The organism is Streptomyces sp. NPDC006711 (assembly GCF_042869775.1).
Taxonomy (GTDB): domain Bacteria; phylum Actinomycetota; class Actinomycetes; order Streptomycetales; family Streptomycetaceae; genus Streptomyces.
In genome coordinates, this window is record NZ_JBIAGO010000017.1 from 161,507 (window position 1) to 177,630 (window position 16,124).

The window sequence follows — 16,124 nt, forward strand, 5'->3', positions numbered from 1 at the left end:
GCCGGCCCGGGGGGCGGTCCTTGGGGGGGGGGGGGGCCCGGTGGGGGGGGGGGGGGGTTCGGGCCCGGGGGGGCCCCGGGGGCCCCGGGGCCCCCCGGGGGGGGGGGGGGGGGCCAGCGCCCCCGCCGCTCTGTCGTGTGCCGCTGTGTACGCGTGCGTCCCGGCGCCCGCCGGGCGCGCTCAGGCCGCCGCGGCCGTACGGGAGCGGCCCGCGGCCGCGCCCGCGATGCGGCCAAGTGCCTCCTGCTTGCCGCAGGGGTGCGCCCCCAGGGCCGACTGGCGGGCCACGATCGCGCGCTCGGACCGCATCAGACGCCAGCCGCGGCGCAGCAGGAACGCCACCGACTTGCGGCCCTCGCGCAGATCACGAAGGAGGCGCCGGCGGAAGGTGGTGCTCGGCCGCCCGCGCAGGCAGATCGCGTCGGCCAGGACACCGAGCTCCTGGCAGCGGGTCACGATGTCGGCGGCGAAGATGCCCTCCGCGATGAACAGCGGGGTGCGCTCGATGGCGAGCGTGGTGGTGCCGGTGATGGAGCTCGTCGCGATCGAGTAGAGAGGCACCGAGGTGCGTCCCGTGCGGCACAGCTCCACGATGGCGTCCACCGCCGCGTCGGCGTCCCAGGACAGCGGGGAGTCCCAGTCGATGTCCGAACTGCCCGCCACCACCGGCAGGGTCGGGTCGTCACCTTCTTTGTAGAAGTCGTCCAGGCGCAGCACGGGCAGGTCCGTGTGGGCGGCGAGGGACGACTTGCCGGAGCCGGAGGGCCCCGAGAGGAGGACGACGCGCGTCGCCACGGCAGAAGAGCTCACGGGACACCAGTGTGGGCCATGCACCCGGGAGTGGGATCCATCGGGGAGGCCGGTGGTATCGAGTATCACATCTCAACTACGCTTCGTGTTCGCCTGATTACGCTTCGAACGCTACGAGAGTGAGTGGGAACCCATGGCACATCACGAGGCCCCCGGCGTCGCCGGCCCCCGGCGTCACAGGGCGCTGCTGCGCGCCGGGCTCACCGTCACCGCCGCCGGTGTGGCCCTCGTGGGCGCCGGCCAGGCCGCCCAGGCCCTGCCGATGCCCGCGCCCGCCGTCGGCCGCGACGCGAGCGCCGACGACCTCACGGCCGCGGCCCAGGGCCTGGCCGGCGCGGTCGGCCACACCGTCGGCCCCGTGGCGGGCCTGCGGCTCGACCCGCTGGCCAACACCGGCGTCGACCCGCTGACCAATGGAGTGGGCACCCAGATCGCCGACTTCAAGCCCGTCTCGACCACCTCGGCCACCGGCGTCCTCACGAGCGGCGCCGCCCTCAAGGACCTGCCCGTGGTGGACACGGCGGTCGCCGCGCTCCCGCGCTGACGGACAAGAAGGGCCCCGCCGGTGCCGGCGGGGCCCTTCCGTGCGATGTGCGCGAGGACGCGCCGGCTCAGTACGCCGAGCCGGACGCGCCGAGCGAACCCGTCGGATGCCAGACCGTCTTGGTCTCCAGGAACGCGGTGAGGCGGCCGGTGCCCGGGTCCGCGGTGAAGTCCACGGGGCCGGAGCGCAGCACGCGCTTGAGGTTGTCCGCCGCCGCGATCTCCAGGTCGCGCGCCAGAGCGGCGTCCGCGCCCGTCAGGTCGATCGCGTTGACGTCCTGGTGCGCGGCCAGCGGCGCCGCGATCTCCGCCGTGCGGCCGGACAGGACGTTGACCACGCCGCCGGGCAGGTCGGACGTGGCCAGCACCTCGCCGAGCGAGAGCGCCGGGAGCGGCGCCTTCTCGGAGGCGATGACGACCGCGGTGTTGCCGGTCGCGATGACCGGCGCGATCACCGAGACCAGGCCGAGGAAGGACGACTCCTGGGGGGCCAGGACCGCCACCACGCCGGTCGGCTCGGGGGTGGAGAGGTTGAAGAAGGGGCCCGCGACCGGGTTGGCCCCGCCCACGACCTGACCGATCTTGTCGGTCCAGCCCGCGTACCAGACCCAGCGGTCGATCGCCGCGTCCACGACGGCGGCGGCCTTGTGCTTGGAGATGCCCTCGGCGTCGGCGACCTCCCGCACGAACTGGCCCCTGCGGCCCTCCAGCATCTCCGCGACGCGGTAGAGGATCTGGCCGCGGTTGTACGCCGTCGCGCCCGACCAGCCGCCGAACGCCTTGCGGGCGGCGACGACCGCGTCCCGCGCGTCCTTGCGGGAGGACAGGGGAGCGTTGGCCAGCCACGTGCCCTTGCTGTCGACCACTTCGTACACCCGGCCGCTCTCGGAACGCGGGAACTTCCCGCCCACGTACAGCTTGTAGGTCTTGAAGACGCTCAGCCGCGTCGGCTCGCTCTTCTGGCTCTTGTCAACGGTGCTCATTTAGCGCTCACCCTCCGGGCTCGACGGGGCGAGGTAGCCCTCCAGGCCGTGCCGGCCGCCCTCGCGGCCGAAGCCCGACTCCTTGTAGCCGCCGAACGGCGAGGTCGGGTCGAACTTGTTGAACGTGTTGGCCCACACCACGCCGGCGCGGAGCTTGCCCGCGACCGCGAGGATGCGCGAGCCCTTCTCCGTCCAGATGCCGGCGGAGAGGCCGTACTGGCTGTTGTTGGCCTTGGCGACGGCCTCGTCGGGGGTGCGGAAGCTCAGCACCGAAAGGACCGGGCCGAAGATCTCGTCGCGGGCGATGGTGTGCGCCTGGGTGACGTTGGTGAACAGCGTCGGCGCGAACCAGTAACCCGCCGACGGCAGTTCGCACGGGGCGGTCCAGCGCTCTGCGCCCTCGGCCTCGCCGGTCGCGGTGAGCGCGGTGATACGGGCCAGCTGCTCGGCGGAGTTGATCGCGCCGATGTCGGTGTTCTTGTCCAGCGGGTCGCCGAGGCGCAGCGTGGACAGGCGGCGCTTGAGCGAGTCCAGGAGCTCGTCCTGGATCGACTCCTGCACAAGCAGGCGCGAGCCGGCGCAGCAGACCTGGCCCTGGTTGAAGAAGATGCCGGTGACGATGCCCTCGACGGCCTGGTCGATGGGGGCGTCGTCGAAGACGATGTTGGCGCCCTTGCCGCCCAGCTCCAGGGTGACCTTCTTGGCGGTGCCCGCGACGGAACGCGCGATGGCCTTGCCGACGTTGGTCGAGCCGGTGAAGGCGACCTTGTTCACGTCCGGGTGCTCGACCAGGGCCGCGCCCGCGTCGCCGTATCCGGTGAGGATGTTGACGACGCCCTTGGGCAGGCCCGCCTGGCGGCAGATGTCGGCGAAGAAGAGCGCGGAGAGCGGGGTGGTCTCGGCGGGCTTCAGGACGACCGTGTTGCCGGTGGCGAGCGCCGGGGCGATCTTCCAGGCCAGCATCAGGAGCGGGAAGTTCCACGGGATGACCTGGCCCGCGACGCCCAGCGGGCGCGGGTTGCTACCGAACCCGGCGTGGTCGAGCTTGTCGGCCCAGCCCGCGTAGTAGAAGAAGTGCGCGGCGACCAGCGGGAGGTCCGCGTCGCGGGTCTCCCTGATCGGCTTGCCGTTGTCCAGGGTCTCCAGGACCGCCAGCTCGCGGCTGCGCTCCTGGATGATCCGGGCGATGCGGAACAGGTACTTGGCGCGCTCGGAGCCGGGCAGCGCCGACCACTTCACGAACGCCTTGCGGGCGGCCTTGACGGCCCGGTCCACGTCCTCGGCGCCGGCCCGGGCGACCTCGGACAGGACCTCCTCGGTGGAGGGCGAGACGGTCTTGAAGACCTTGCCGTCGGCGGCCTCGGTGAACTCGCCGTCGATGAACAGGCCGTAGGACGGCGCGATGTCGACGACCGAGCGGGACTCGGGAGCGGGCGCGTAGTCGAACGCGGCCTTCTGCTTTTCCATTGCCATGGTGATCAGTCCACCGTCACGTAGTCGGGGCCGGAGTAACGGCCGGTCGCCAGCTTCTGACGCTGCATCAGGAGGTCGTTGAGCAGCGAGGAGGCGCCGAAGCGGAACCAGTGGTTGTCCAGCCAGCCCTCGCCCACGGTCTCGTTGACCAGGACCAGGAACTTGATGGCTTCCTTGGTGTTGCGGATGCCGCCGGCCGGCTTCACGCCGACCTGGGTGCCGGTCTGGGCGCGGAAGTCGCGTACGGCTTCGAGCAGGACCAGGGTGTTGGCGGGGGTGGCGTTGACCGCGACCTTGCCCGTCGACGTCTTGATGAAGTCGGCGCCGGCCATCATGCCGAGCCAGCTGGCGCGGCGGATGTTGTCGTACGTCGACAGTTCGCCGGTCTCGAAGATGACCTTGAGGCGGGCCTGGTCGCCGCACTCGGCGCGGACGGCCGCGATCTCCTCGTAGACCTTGAGGTAGTGACCGGCCAGGAACGCGCCCCGGTCGATCACCATGTCGATCTCGTCGGCACCGGCCGCGATCGCGTCCCGTACGTCGGCGAGCTTGACCGCCAGAGCGGCGCGGCCCGCCGGGAACGCGGTGGCGACGGACGCGACCTTGACGTCCGAGCCCTTCAGCACCTCCTTGGCGGTCGCCACCATGTCCGGGTACACACAGACGGCGGCGGTGTGCGGGGTGGTGCGGTCGGTCGGGTCGGGGTTGACGGCCTTGGCGGCGAGCGCCCGGACCTTGCCCGGGGTGTCCGCGCCTTCCAGCGTCGTCAGGTCGATCATCGAAATGGCCAGGTCGATGGCGTAGGCCTTGGCCGAGGTCTTGATCGAGCGGGTGCCGAGGGACGCGGCACGCGCTTCCAGGCCCACCGGGTCGATGCCGGGGAGCCCGTGGAGGAAGCGACGCAGCGCGCCGTCGGACGCGGTCGCGTCGGCGAGGGCAGCAGAAGGTGCATTGGTGGGCATGGTCACCAGATGAGCATATCTACGCGCGTAGCTTCCTGTACAGCCCCTGAGGTGGAGGGGGTGGGGAGGGGGCGTCGGGAGGCCGCGGCCCGGGGGCTGGGGGTGGAGGCTCCGGGGCTGAGCGGGCCTCGGAATGGTGGCGTCCGTTCTCTGTCACGCCGTCGTGACAGAGAGCGGACGCTTCCGACGAACAAGATCCCTAAATTCATGTGAGCAGACCGCGACAGCCTCCAACGGCCCCACCCGAACGAGAACACAGCGGCATGCGGCTCTTTCCCACTTCAGCTCATTCGTCTCCTGGGAGTCGTCATGCGTAACGCCCTCCGTATCCCCCTCGCCACCGTCGTCGCCGCCGGTGTCGTCCTGATCCCGGTCGCCACCGCGCCCACCGCTTTCGCGGCGCCCGCGTCCGCCGGCGCCAAGCCGGCCGACTCCGGTCGCTACGACGGGCTCGCGATCTCGATCGCCCCCGGTTACATCGCCGTTCTGCGCAACCACACCTCCGACGGGGGCGGCCAGGCGTGGATCCGCGCCGTGGGCGCCGACTGGAAGCCTTCCGACGGCGTGACGGGCACGATCGTGACGCTGCTCGACCGCGACCACGAAGACGCCAAGGTGGCCGGCCTGACGCTGCACCTGGGGCCCCGACCGCCGAGATCCCCTGGCTGGACGTGACCGACGCCAAGGGCACGCGCACCCTCCTGTTCCCCGAGCCCGTCAAGGACGGCCAGCTCATCGGCCGCTCGAAGCTGGTGGACGGCACCTACGGCGAGCTGCGCAAGACGCCCGACGGCCAGTACACCCTGGAGTTCGACCGGAACGGGCACAAGAAGACGATCACGGCCGGTGGCGCGGCGGGCGACGCCGTCGGCGACCAGGTCGACTCGATGTGGGTCGGCCTGAGCGGATCCGGCACGGTCCGGTCCTGGGTGAACACCTCGACCGGTTTCGACGACGGTGTCATCCAGTCCAAGCAGGGCTGCGTGTCGACCCGCCTGAGTGACACCCCGTTCAAGGGCGTCAAGGTGCGGCTCACCAACGGCGACTCCGGCCCGAAGGCCGACCTGATCAACGCCTCCGACGCCTCCATGACGCCCTTCGAGACGCTGAGCGCGAAGAACACCACGGGCCTGTTCCAGGGTGCCCGCATCCAGGTGGCCGACCACGGAAAGGCGACTTTCCAGATGCGGGTGTCCGGAGCTCCCGCTCTGTGGCAGTCCGTGGCCGTCCCCGCGGTCCCCACCGGCGACGGCTGCGAGTCCGCCACGAAGACCGCCGCCAAGTCCACGGCGAAGACCACCTCGACCGCCGCGGTCGCCGCCAAGGGCACCGCTGACGTGACCGCCCAGACCGTCGCTCAGACCACCGTCGTGCCCAAGGGCGCGGTCGCGGCCGGCGCCGAGGTTCCCCAGCAGGACGGGCGGCGCGGCCCGCTGATCGCGGCCGGTGCGGCCCTGGTCGCCGGCGCAGCCGCTTTCGTGGGGCTGCGCCGCCGGGCCGCCGCCCGCCGCTGACCCCGTCCGCGTGAGGTGGGCCCGCCCTCCGGCGGGCCCACCTCCCACCGTCTTCCCACGGATTGCCCGGAGCGCCCCATGTCCCGCACCCGCGTGGCCCGTTCGGCCGCCGCCGCTCTGTTCCTGCTCACGCTCGGCGCCTCGGTCACCGGCTGTGGCGCGAGCGCCGCGAAGCCCGCCACGCCGCCCCCGAACATCGTGTCCTCCAGCGCCGCGCCCAGTGCCGCCTCCGCCGCCCCCGCGACCGCCCTGCCCGCCTCCAAGCCGGTACGCGTACGGATCCCGGCGGCCGGCGTCGACGCGCGTCCGGTTCTCGACCTCGGACTCGCCGCCGACGGCACCGTGGAGGTGCCCTCCGTCGCCGACGCCGACAAGATCGGCTGGTACGACAAGGGCGTGACCCCGGGCCAGACCGGGCCCGCCGTGCTCATCGGGCACTTCGACACGGTCCAGGGGCCCGCGGTCCTGAAGAACGTCGCCAAAATCAAGGCGGGCGACACCGTCTCGGTGGAGCGCGCCGACGGCAGGACCGCGCAGTTCAAGGTCCGCGCGCTCGAACAGGTCGACAAGAAGACCTTTCCGACGCAGAAGGTCTACGGCAACACCGACCGCCCCGAACTGCGGATCGTCACCTGCGGCGGCGAGCTGACCGGCGGCCACCGGCCCGACAACATCATCGTGTACGCGGATCTGGTGGGCTAGCGGGACCGCCCCCGAAGGTGTGAGGCAGAATCGGGCCATGACGAGCCCCACGCCGCCCGCCGAGCCGGCCTACGCCGACCGTACCTACCGCTCATCCGCCGGTATCGCCGGTGGCGCGCTGCTGCTCGCGCTCTGCCTCTGGCTCGGCATCGACGCCGTGTTCCAGGGCCACGGCAACGCCCCCTGGCTGGCGCTCGCCGTCCTGCTGTGCGTGGTGCCTTTGATCGTCGCCTTCAGTCTGCGCCCGGCGGTGTTCGCGAGCGCCGACCGGCTCCTGGTGCGCAACCCCTTCCGTACGATCACGCTGCCCTGGTCGGCGGTGGCGGACGTACGGGCCGGGTATTCGAGCGAGGTCTACGCGCACTCGGGGCGCAAGTACCAGATGTGGGCGATCCCCGTGTCGCTGCGCGGGCGCAAGCGGGCCGCCCGCCAGCAGGCCAGGGCGGCCGCGCTCGGCGACCGGCGTGGTGCCTCGGTGAGCGCCGACGTCACCGACGACAAGGCGCGCCTGGCGGCCGCCGACCAGTCCATCCGGGACCTGCGCGACCTCGCCGAGCAGGGCGCCTCCCGCGAAGGCGCGCAGGGCACGGTGAGCGTCCGCTGGGCGTACGAGGTCATCGCGCCCGCCGTGGCCGGCGCGCTCGTGTTCGCCATACTGCTCGCCATCGGCTGAGCCCGCGGGGCCGGGCGCGGGCCGGGCCGCTCACGGCGGGCCCGGCCACACGAGCAGCATGTACGCGCCGGCCCACGCCGAGGACAGGGCGGCCGCGGCAAGCACCACAAGGGCCGGCGCCCGCCGGGCCCTCGCGAGCGCGAGCGCGACCGGGAGCAGCAGCGGGAAGGCCGGGACCAGGAAGCGGGCCCGGGGGAAGTAGACCCCGCCGCTGCCGAGCACGACCAGGAGCAGCGCCCCGGTGAACACGAGCAGCACCAGCGGCTGGCGGTCGGCGAGACAGAGCGGGTAGAGCGCGCAGGACCCGATCAGGACCAGGGTCACCAGGACCAGGAACAGCGGCGGGTGCTGGGCGTACACCAGCAGCTCACGGATGTCGCGCAGGGTGCCGATGCCGCCGTCCCACTGGTTGTCCCATCGTTTCTGCACCGCGAAGTAGCCGTCCCAGCGTCCGACGCGCAGCCCCACCCAGGCCACGTAGCCGCACCAGCCGGCCGGCGCGAGCAGGCCCCCCAGAGCGGTGCGCCACTCCAGACGCCTGCCGCGTACGAGGGCGGCGAGCGCGGCCAGCGAGACGGCGGCCGCGAGCGCGACCCCGGTGGGCCGGGTCAGGCCCGCGAGCGCCGAGAGGACGCCCGCCAGGACCCAGCGCCGCGCCAGCACACAGTGCAGCGCCCACGCCGTCAGGGCGGTGAACAGGGACTCGGTGTAGCCCATCCACTGCACGACCCCGACCGGCAGCGCGGCCCACAGCACCGTGAGCCAGGTGCCGGCGCGCCGGCCGTGCAGGCGGCTGCCGACCGCGAACACCCCGCACGCGGCCACCAGCGAGAAACCCACGGCCAGCAGCAGCCCCACGCCGGCACGTGAGCCGGGCGTGACGGCCGCGACCGCCTTCTCCAGGGCCGGGTACAGCGGGAAGAAGGCGAGGTTGCTGGTCTCCTTGGGATCGGCGGGCAGCACATAGCCGTGGGCCGCGATGCCGAGGTACCAGTTGGAGTCCCAGGACGTGGCGAGCACCGGCCACAGGCCGTGGTGGCGCGCGTGCGCCCACTTGGCGAGGACCAGCATTCCCAGGAGGCGGACCGCGAGGTAGCCGGCGAGCGCGGGGCCCGCGTGGGTGAGGGCGGCGCGGGCCAGGGCGCTGGCCGGGGGCCGGCCGGGTGCGCCGCGCGGTCCCGGTCGTCTGCGGGCGGCGGGCACGGGCCCGCGACGGCCCGTGGTCGTCGCGGGGGACGGCGCGGTCGGGGGCACTGCGACAGCTCCTTGGCTCGGACACGGCGCGAGGGCGCGAGGGGCGTGGATGCCACCCTTTCGCGCGCGCCCCCGCCGAATCCGGCACCGCTGCGTCAACCGCCGTACGAAATCACCCGAAAGCAGGACCGGGGCGGTGGTCCCTTGACCACCGCCCCGGTCGTACTCCTCGCCCGCGCCGTCAGATGCCGGCGGCCGCCGCGAGGTCCTTCTTGATGCCGGTCAGGAGCTCGGCGCCCCTGGCGCGCGCCGCGTCCAGCTCGTCGGCCGACGCGACCGGCACGACGACCTCCAGGTAGCACTTGAGCTTGGGCTCGGTGCCGCTCGGGCGCACGATCACCCGGGCGCCCTCCAGGTAGTAGCGCAGGCCGTCGGTGGGCGGCAGGTGCTCGGTGCCCTCCGTCAGGTCCTCGGCCTTCGTCACCGCGAGGCCGGCGAGCGAGACCGGCGGCTGCTCGCGCAGGCGCGCCATCGCGTCGGAGATCACCGTCAGGTCCTCCACGCGCACCGACAGCTGGTCGGTGGCGTGCAGGCCGTGCGCCAGGGCCAGTTCGTCGAGCAGGTCCAGGACCGTGCGGCCCTGCTCCTTCAAGGCGGAGGCCAGCTCGGCGAAGACCAGGGCGGCCGTGATGCCGTCCTTGTCGCGCACGCCCTCGGGGTCGACGCAGTAACCAAGCGCCTCCTCGTAGCCGTACCGCAGGTCCTCCACGCGGGCGATCCACTTGAACCCGGTCAGCGTCTCCTCGTACCCCAGCCCGGCCGCTTCGGCGATGCGGCCGAGCAGCGAGGACGACACGATCGACTCGGCGAACACGCCGCTCACGCCCTTGGCGACCAGGTGGGCGGCGAGCAGCGCGCCCACCTCGTCGCCGCGCAGCATCCGCCACTGGCCGTCGCGGTCCTTGACGGCGGCGGCGCAGCGGTCCGCGTCGGGGTCGTTGGCGATCACGAGGTCGGGATCGACCCGGCGGGCCGTGGCGAACGCCAGGTCCATCGCGCCCGGCTCCTCCGGGTTGGGGAAGGCCACCGTCGGGAACGCCGGGTCGGGCTCGGCCTGTTCGGCGACGAGCACCGGCTCGGGGAAGCCGGCGCGCGCGAACGCGGCGAGCAGGACGTCCTTGCCGACGCCGTGCATCGCCGTGTAGACGACGTTGGCGGTGCGCGGGGAGCCCGGGGTCAGGACGGCGTCCGTACGCGCCAGATAGGCCTCAAGGACCTCTTCGCCCAGCACCTCCCAGCCGCTCTCGGGGCGCGGCACGTCGTGCAGCGAGGCGACGGCGGCGATCTCGGCGGCGATCTCCGCGTCGGCCGGCGGCACGATCTGGGAGCCGTCGCCGAGGTAGACCTTGTAGCCGTTGTCGCGCGGCGGGTTGTGGCTCGCGGTCACCTCGACGCCGGCGACGGCGCCCAAGTGCCTTATGGCGTAGGCCAGTACGGGCGTGGGCAGCGGCCGGGGCAGGAGCATGGCCCGCAGCCCCGCGCCGACCATGACCGCCGCGGTGTCCCGCGCGAAGTCCGCGGACTTGTAGCGGGCGTCGTAGCCGATGACGACGACCCCGTCGCCCTGCCCCTTGGCCTTGAGGTACGCGGCGAGCCCGGCGGCGGCGCGGATGACGACCGAACGGTTCATCCGCATCGGCCCGGCGCCCAGCTCACCGCGGAGCCCGGCGGTGCCGAACTGGAGCGTGCCGCTGAACCGCGCGGCGAGGTCCGCGGCGTGCCCGGCGTCGGACGCGCTCTCGATGAGCTTGGCCAGCTCCTCGCGCGTCTCGCTGTCCGGGTCCTCGGCCAGCCAGGCCTGGGCCCGCGCGATCAGGTCCTGCGTCACGTTGTCAGCCTTTCGGGGAGGGGCTTTCGGGGAGGGCGTACGAAGCGATCAGATGCGGTCGAGTACCCGGGTGAGCAGTTCACCCATGCGCGCCGCCGAGTCACGGCCGGCCTGAAGCACCTCTTCGTGGTTGAGCGGCTCACCGGTCAGACCGGCGGCGAGGTTGGTCACGAGCGAGATCCCCAGGACCTCCGCGCCGGCCTCGCGCGCGGCGATGGCTTCGAGCACGGTGGACATGCCGACGAGGTCGCCGCCGAGCACGCGGACCATGTTGATCTCGGCCGGGGTCTCGTAGTGCGGGCCGGGGAACTGGACGTAGACGCCCTCTTCCAGCGTCTCGTCGACCTCCTTGCACAGCGCGCGCAGGCGCGGCGAGTACAGGTCGGTGAGGTCCACGAAGTTGGCGCCCACGATCGGCGAGGTGGCCGTCAGGTTGATGTGGTCGCTGATGAGGACCGGCTGGCCCGGGCGCATGCCGTCGCGCAGACCGCCGCAGCCGTTGGTCAGCACGACGGTCCGGCAGCCGGCGGCGACGGCGGTGCGCACGCCGTGCGAGACGGAGGCGACGCCGCGCCCCTCGTAGAAGTGGGTGCGGCCGAGGAAGACCAGGACGCGCTTGGCCCCGATCTTGTACGAGCGGATCTTGCCGCCGTGGCCCTCGACGGCCGGGGCCGGGAAGCCGGGCAGCTCGGTCACGGGGAACTCGGCCTCGGGCGAGCCGAGGGCGTCGACGGCGGGGGCCCAGCCGGAGCCCATCACCAGGGCGACGTCGTGGGTCTCGGCGCCGGTGAGCTCACGCAGGCGCGCGGCGGCGGCGTCGGCGGCCGCGTAAGGGTCGTCCTGGAGCTGGTCCGGGGTGGCAGATGCGTTCACTGGGTCTCTCGCCTCGCGAAGGAACGTCGTCCCGCCCGGTGACTGTCCGGCCGGGTCCCGGGGGGGTTTTCCCCCGGTAAAGAAGAAGTACGCGCAAGAGCGTAACCGCTGAAGTCCTACGCGCGTAGATGTGCAGGATAACGGACCTGTCCGATTCGTTTGTGGCTTCACACGAAGGCCCGCCCTCAGCGAGGGGCACCGCGCTCACCCCCAGCCCTGTCAGGGGCGCGGGGAACTGCGCGAACGGCCCCCACCGGGCCGCAGGTGAAGTCATCTTGAGCGCCTGGTGCCCGAGGAGGGGGCGACTTTTTCGTCTGCGGGCCGCGCGTAGCTGGTCGCGCGGTTCCCCGCGCCCCCAAGGGGCTGGTGGTGTGCCCCGGCCCGAGCGTGCGGCACCCCGCGCGGGGGTTGGCGGGGGCCCTGGCCCCGACCTGACCTGGGCCTCAGCAGGGGCGCTTGCGCAGCTCCATCACGTAGTCGTGGGGCGCGCCCGCCGACTCGGCCGCGTCGGCCAGCTCGCCGAGGTAGCGCGCCGAGGGCAGACCGCCCTCGTACCCGTTCAGGACGTACAGCCAGGCCGCGTCCTCGCCGTCCAGGGTGTGCACCCGCACCCGCATCCGGCGGTAGATGTCGAGTCCGACGCCCTCCCACCGGTCCATCGACTCCTCGTCGAGCGGCGCGATGTCGTACAGGGCGACGAAGACCTGCGAGCGCGGGGCCTCGACGATCGTCGCGAGGGCGCCCTCCCAGCCCATCTGCTCCCCGCCGAACGTCAGGCGCCAGCCGTTGAGCCAGCCGGTGCCGCGCAGCGGTGAGTGCGGGGCGCGGCGGGTCATCAGCCGCGGATCCAGGTTGCCGGCGTACGCGGCGTAGAGCGACATGGTGTCGAGGGTACGACAGTGGCCCGCGGGGGCACTTCGCGCGGCCCGCCCGGGCGAAGGGCTCGCGACAGCGCGTCACGACGGCCGAATGGCGCCCCCGGGGCGAAGACACTTGAAGCGTGCGGGACAATGAGGTACGTACTGCGTTCCCCCGGGGCCCCGCCCCGGACCCCCGGCCGGGCGGGCAGGCAGGCCGGGATCGACACTACGAGGCGGACTTTTTCGTGACGCGGATCGTGATCATCGGTGGCGGACCGGGCGGATACGAGGCGGCCCTGGTGGGCGCCCAGCTCGGTGCGGAGGTGACCGTCGTGGACTGCGACGGTCTGGGCGGGGCGTCGGTGCTCACCGACTGCGTACCGTCGAAGACCCTGATCGCGACGGCCGAGGTGATGACCACCTTCGACTCTTCGTACGAGGAGTTGGGCATCCTCGTCGCCGACGACACCCCGCCCGATGAGCAGGCCGCGCGCGTGGTCGGCGTGGACCTCGGCAAGGTCAACCGGCGTGTCAAGCGCCTCGCGCTCGCCCAGTCCCACGACATCACCGCCTCGGTGACCCGCGCGGGCGCCCGGGTCATGCGCGGCCGGGGCCGGCTCGCCGGACCCCAGGGCATCGACGGCACCCGGGACGTGATCGTCACCGCCGCCGACGGCACTGAAGAGATGCTGACCTGCGAGGCCGTGCTGATCGCCACCGGCGGCAGCCCGCGCGAGCTGCCCGACGCGCAGCCCGACGGCGAGCGGATCCTCAACTGGACGCAGGTGTACGACCTGGACGAGCTGCCGGAAGAGCTGATCGTGGTCGGCTCGGGTGTCACCGGCGCCGAGTTCGCCGGCGCCTACCAGGCGCTCGGCTCCAAGGTCACCCTGGTCTCCTCGCGCGATCGCGTGCTGCCCGGCGAGGACCCGGACGCGGCCGCCGTCCTGGAGGACGTCTTCCGCCGCCGGGGCATGAACGTCATGGCCCGCTCCCGCGCCGAGTCCGCCAAGCGCGTCGGCGACCGCGTGGAGGTCACCCTCTCCGACGGCCGCGTCATCAGCGGCACCCACTGCCTCATGGCGGTCGGCGCGGTCCCCAACACGGCGAACATGGCCCTGGAGGAGTCGGGCGTACGCCTCAAGGAGTCCGGCCACATCTGGACCGACAAGGTCTCGCGCACCTCCGCGCCCGGCGTGTACGCGGCCGGCGACGTGACCGGCATCTTCGCGCTGGCCTCGGTCGCCGCCATGCAGGGCCGCATCGCGATGTACCACTTCCTGGGCGACGCGGTGGCCCCGCTCAACCTGAAGACGGTCTCCTCCAACGTCTTCACCGACCCCGAGATCGCCACCGTCGGCTACACCCAGGCCGACGTGGACGCGGGCAAGATCGACGCCCGGGTCGTCAAGCTGCCGCTGCTGCGCAACCCCCGCGCCAAGATGCAGGGCATCAGGGACGGCTTCGTGAAGATCTTCTGCCGCCCCGGCACCGGCATCATCGTCGGCGGCTGCGTCGTCGCGCCGCGCGCCAGCGAACTGATCCACCCCATCTCGATCGCGGTCGACAACAACTTGACGGTGGAACAGATCGCGAACGCGTTCACCGTGTACCCCTCGCTTTCGGGATCGATCGCCGAGGTGGCGCGTCAGCTGCACACCCGCAAGAAGGCCGGAGAGGCGTAACTCGCCTGGTGGGACAGGGGGTTGGCGAGTGCGGCGAGCGTCCCGGCGGGGCGCGCGGAACGTATACCACCAGCCGACCCCCTTAGGGTGCACCTTCCGTTATTCGGCGCAAACTGCTGAGAACGTTCGGCCGCCCAGGTTACTGTCAGTTCCGTGTTCGCTGCAGAACGTCGTCAATTGATCCTCGAAATGGTGCGCGCCAACGGGGCGGTATCGCTCCGTGAGCTCGCCCGCGTCGTCCAGACCTCCGAAGTGACCGTACGGCGGGACGTGCGGGCGCTGGAGGCCGAAGGACTCCTCGACCGCCGCCACGGCGGTGCGGTGCTGCCGGGCGGTTTCACCCGCGAATCCGGCTTCCCGCAGAAATCCCATCTAGCGACCGCGGAGAAGACGGCCATCGCCGACCTCGCCGCCGGTCTCGTCGAAGAGGGCGAGGCCATCGTGGTCGGCGCGGGGACGACCACGCAGGAGCTGGCCCGCCGGCTCGCGCGGATCCCCGGCCTGACCGTCGTCACCAACTCCCTGCTCGTGGCCCAGGCGTTGGCGCACGCCAACCGGGTCGAGGTCGTCATGACCGGGGGCACCCTGCGCGGCTCCAACTACGCCCTGGTGGGCAGCGGTGCCGAGCAGTCCCTCCAGGGCCTGCGGGTCTCGCGCGCCTTCCTGTCGGGCAGCGGCCTGACCGCCGAACGCGGCCTGTCCACCTCCAACATGCTCTCCGCGAGCGTGGACCGCGCCCTGGTCCAGGCGGCGGCCGAGGTCGTGGTCCTGGCCGACCACACCAAGCTCGGCACCGACACCATGTTCCAGACGGTGCCGACGGACGTCATCACGCGCCTGGTCACCGACGAGCCGCCGGTCCACGACGACCGGGCCGCCACCGAGCTCCAGGCGCTCGCCGACCAGGGGGTGCAGATCGCCGTGGCCGGCGCCGCTGGGGCGCCACCGGGCGAGGCCGCCCCCGGCCGCCCGCCGCGCCGCGACATGCCGCTGCCCGGCCAGCGCCGCACCCACGCGCCCGGTACGGGGCCGCAGTTGCGCAGCGCGGCGGCGATGGGCGAGCCGCAGGGCCCCGGAAACCCCGCCGAGCGCGCGCGGGTGGCGGATCTGCGCCGGCGCTAGTTCCTCAGGCGGCGCTAGTTCTTCAGGCCCCGGTAGGTGAGAGCAAGTAGCCGGTCCGCCAACTCCGGGTCCTCCGGGGACTGTTCGGCCGCGAGCGCGATGGCGTTCGTGAGCTGCATCAGGTCGGTGATGGTGACGTCGGCGCGTACGGAGCCGGCCGCGCGGGCTCGTACGAGCAGGGCGTCGCCCGCCTCCCGCATCGGTTCGCTGCACCTTGCCAGGGCCGAACTGGCGTCGCCCGACGCCGACATGAGGGCGCGGGCCAGGCCCCGGTACGCGCCCGCGTGCGTGATGATGGCGCGCAGCCACTCGACGAGGGCGGTGCAGGGGTGCTCGGCGTCCAGCAGCTCCCTCGACCGGTCGAGCAGGACGTCCACCTCGCTCTGGAACACCGCGCTGAGCAGGGCGTGCCGGGTGGGGAAGTGGCGGTACAGGGTGCCGATGCCGACGCCTGCCCTGCGGGCCACGTCCTCCAGCGAGGTGTCCGTGCCGTGTTCCGCGAAGGCGGTGCGGGCTGCGGCGAGCAGGCGGTCGCGGTTGCGCCGTGCGTCCGCCCGCAGCGCGCGGGGCGCCCCCGAAGTCCGGTCCATGCCCCCAGCATGCCACCGCGCCATCCGGCGCCGGCCGGAGCGGTGCGCCCCCGGGGCCCGAAGGGGCCCGCCTTCGGGTGCGGGTTCTGGGTGCCTGGCCGCGCAGTTCCCCGCGCCCTGACTACTCGGCCCCGGCCCGTATGCACATACCTAGCCCGTCCGGCGATTGAGGACGAGCGCCGTTCAGGCGCGAAGGGGGTCTGGGGCGGAGCCCCAGGGGCCCCGGCTGCGGGCCGTGGGTGGCTGGGCGCG

The 16,124-nt window shown here is 72.8% G+C and carries 16 protein-coding genes; 7 read left to right on the top strand and 9 right to left on the bottom strand.

Annotated elements, in window-relative coordinates; translation table 11 throughout:
* Positions 1–180: 180 nt before the first annotated feature.
* Positions 181–810 carry an ATP-binding protein gene (locus ACFYM2_RS28055; protein ID WP_359003506.1) on the bottom strand — a complete coding sequence of 210 codons (630 nt, stop codon included), beginning with the start codon at positions 808–810 and terminating at the stop codon, positions 181–183.
* A gap of 133 nt (positions 811–943) precedes the next feature.
* Between ACFYM2_RS28055 and ACFYM2_RS28060 the strand changes: the two genes are divergently transcribed.
* The gene (locus tag ACFYM2_RS28060) at positions 944–1,354 is read left to right on the top strand and encodes a hypothetical protein (protein ID WP_388460113.1); all 411 of its coding nucleotides are present in this window, start codon (positions 944–946) and stop codon (positions 1,352–1,354) included.
* Positions 1,355–1,421: 67 nt separating this feature from the next.
* Here ACFYM2_RS28060 and ACFYM2_RS28065 read toward each other — a convergent pair whose 3' ends face one another.
* From ACFYM2_RS28065 to deoC, 3 genes are read right to left on the bottom strand one after another with little or no spacing between them, the layout of a single operon-like run.
* Entirely contained in the window at positions 1,422–2,336 is a 915-nt protein-coding gene (locus tag ACFYM2_RS28065) for an aldehyde dehydrogenase family protein (protein ID WP_359003501.1), read from the bottom strand.
* Positions 2,337–3,803: an aldehyde dehydrogenase family protein gene (locus ACFYM2_RS28070; protein ID WP_359003654.1), complete on the bottom strand. Its 1,467-nt coding sequence runs from the start codon at positions 3,801–3,803 to the stop codon at positions 2,337–2,339.
* A gap of 11 nt (positions 3,804–3,814) precedes the next feature.
* Positions 3,815–4,771, bottom strand: coding sequence for a deoxyribose-phosphate aldolase (gene deoC / locus ACFYM2_RS28075; protein ID WP_359003652.1), 957 nt, complete (start codon positions 4,769–4,771; stop codon positions 3,815–3,817).
* A gap of 309 nt (positions 4,772–5,080) precedes the next feature.
* Here deoC and ACFYM2_RS28080 point away from each other — a divergent pair, with 309 nt between their 5' ends.
* From ACFYM2_RS28080 to ACFYM2_RS28095, 4 genes are all read left to right on the top strand, one after another.
* Positions 5,081–5,446: a hypothetical protein gene (locus ACFYM2_RS28080; protein ID WP_388840053.1), complete on the top strand. Its 366-nt coding sequence runs from the start codon at positions 5,081–5,083 to the stop codon at positions 5,444–5,446.
* Positions 5,443–6,285: a hypothetical protein gene (locus ACFYM2_RS28085; protein ID WP_388840056.1), complete on the top strand. Its 843-nt coding sequence runs from the start codon at positions 5,443–5,445 to the stop codon at positions 6,283–6,285. Before ACFYM2_RS28080 ends, ACFYM2_RS28085 begins: the two co-directional genes overlap by 4 nt.
* Positions 6,286–6,363: 78 nt before the next feature.
* On the top strand, positions 6,364–6,987 hold the full coding sequence (locus ACFYM2_RS28090) for a class F sortase (RefSeq protein WP_388840059.1): 624 nt from the start codon (positions 6,364–6,366) through the stop codon (positions 6,985–6,987).
* A 37-nt stretch (positions 6,988–7,024) separates the two neighbouring features.
* The gene (locus tag ACFYM2_RS28095) at positions 7,025–7,660 is read left to right on the top strand and encodes a PH domain-containing protein (RefSeq protein ID WP_388460119.1); all 636 of its coding nucleotides are present in this window, start codon (positions 7,025–7,027) and stop codon (positions 7,658–7,660) included.
* Between the two features lie 30 nt (positions 7,661–7,690).
* Here the strand turns inward: ACFYM2_RS28095 and ACFYM2_RS28100 are convergent, their stop codons facing one another.
* From ACFYM2_RS28100 to ACFYM2_RS28115, 4 genes are all read right to left on the bottom strand, one after another.
* The gene (locus ACFYM2_RS28100; protein WP_388840063.1) at positions 7,691–8,914 is read right to left on the bottom strand and encodes a hypothetical protein; all 1,224 of its coding nucleotides are present in this window, start codon (positions 8,912–8,914) and stop codon (positions 7,691–7,693) included.
* A 181-nt stretch (positions 8,915–9,095) separates the two neighbouring features.
* Complete coding sequence (locus ACFYM2_RS28105) at positions 9,096–10,742, bottom strand: phospho-sugar mutase (RefSeq protein ID WP_388840066.1); 1,647 nt, start codon at positions 10,740–10,742, stop codon at positions 9,096–9,098.
* 48 nt (positions 10,743–10,790) lie between these two features.
* The gene (locus tag ACFYM2_RS28110) at positions 10,791–11,615 is read right to left on the bottom strand and encodes a purine-nucleoside phosphorylase (RefSeq protein WP_359003487.1); all 825 of its coding nucleotides are present in this window, start codon (positions 11,613–11,615) and stop codon (positions 10,791–10,793) included.
* A gap of 443 nt (positions 11,616–12,058) precedes the next feature.
* A complete protein-coding gene (locus tag ACFYM2_RS28115) occupies positions 12,059–12,496 on the bottom strand; it encodes a gamma-glutamylcyclotransferase (protein WP_053728283.1) in 438 nt (145 codons plus the stop codon).
* 224 nt (positions 12,497–12,720) lie between these two features.
* On the opposite strand from ACFYM2_RS28115, the gene ACFYM2_RS28120 reads away from it, so the two are divergent.
* Together ACFYM2_RS28120 and ACFYM2_RS28125 are read left to right on the top strand one after the other, a co-directional pair.
* Positions 12,721–14,160 carry an NAD(P)H-quinone dehydrogenase gene (locus ACFYM2_RS28120; RefSeq protein ID WP_359003484.1) on the top strand — a complete coding sequence of 480 codons (1,440 nt, stop codon included), beginning with the start codon at positions 12,721–12,723 and terminating at the stop codon, positions 14,158–14,160.
* Between the two features lie 153 nt (positions 14,161–14,313).
* Positions 14,314–15,282 (top strand): DeoR/GlpR family DNA-binding transcription regulator, encoded by a 969-nt coding sequence (locus tag ACFYM2_RS28125; protein ID WP_388460124.1) that lies wholly within the window; start codon positions 14,314–14,316, stop codon positions 15,280–15,282.
* Positions 15,283–15,296: 14 nt separating this feature from the next.
* Here ACFYM2_RS28125 and ACFYM2_RS28130 read toward each other — a convergent pair whose 3' ends face one another.
* Entirely contained in the window at positions 15,297–15,872 is a 576-nt protein-coding gene (locus ACFYM2_RS28130) for a TetR/AcrR family transcriptional regulator (RefSeq protein ID WP_388460125.1), read from the bottom strand.
* Positions 15,873–16,124 lie beyond the last annotated feature (252 nt).

Coding starts and splice junctions, on each gene's coding strand:
- ACFYM2_RS28060 (WP_388460113.1), top strand. CDS start 944: ATGGCACATCACGAGGCCCCCGGCGTCGCCGGCCCCCGGCGTCACAGG.
- ACFYM2_RS28065 (WP_359003501.1), bottom strand. CDS start 2,336: ATGAGCACCGTTGACAAGAGCCAGAAGAGCGAGCCGACGCGGCTGAGC.
- ACFYM2_RS28070 (WP_359003654.1), bottom strand. CDS start 3,803: ATGGAAAAGCAGAAGGCCGCGTTCGACTACGCGCCCGCTCCCGAGTCC.
- deoC (WP_359003652.1), bottom strand. CDS start 4,771: ATGCCCACCAATGCACCTTCTGCTGCCCTCGCCGACGCGACCGCGTCC.
- ACFYM2_RS28080 (WP_388840053.1), top strand. CDS start 5,081: ATGCGTAACGCCCTCCGTATCCCCCTCGCCACCGTCGTCGCCGCCGGT.
- ACFYM2_RS28090 (WP_388840059.1), top strand. CDS start 6,364: ATGTCCCGCACCCGCGTGGCCCGTTCGGCCGCCGCCGCTCTGTTCCTG.
- ACFYM2_RS28095 (WP_388460119.1), top strand. CDS start 7,025: ATGACGAGCCCCACGCCGCCCGCCGAGCCGGCCTACGCCGACCGTACC.
- ACFYM2_RS28115 (WP_053728283.1), bottom strand. CDS start 12,496: ATGTCGCTCTACGCCGCGTACGCCGGCAACCTGGATCCGCGGCTGATG.
- ACFYM2_RS28130 (WP_388460125.1), bottom strand. CDS start 15,872: ATGGACCGGACTTCGGGGGCGCCCCGCGCGCTGCGGGCGGACGCACGG.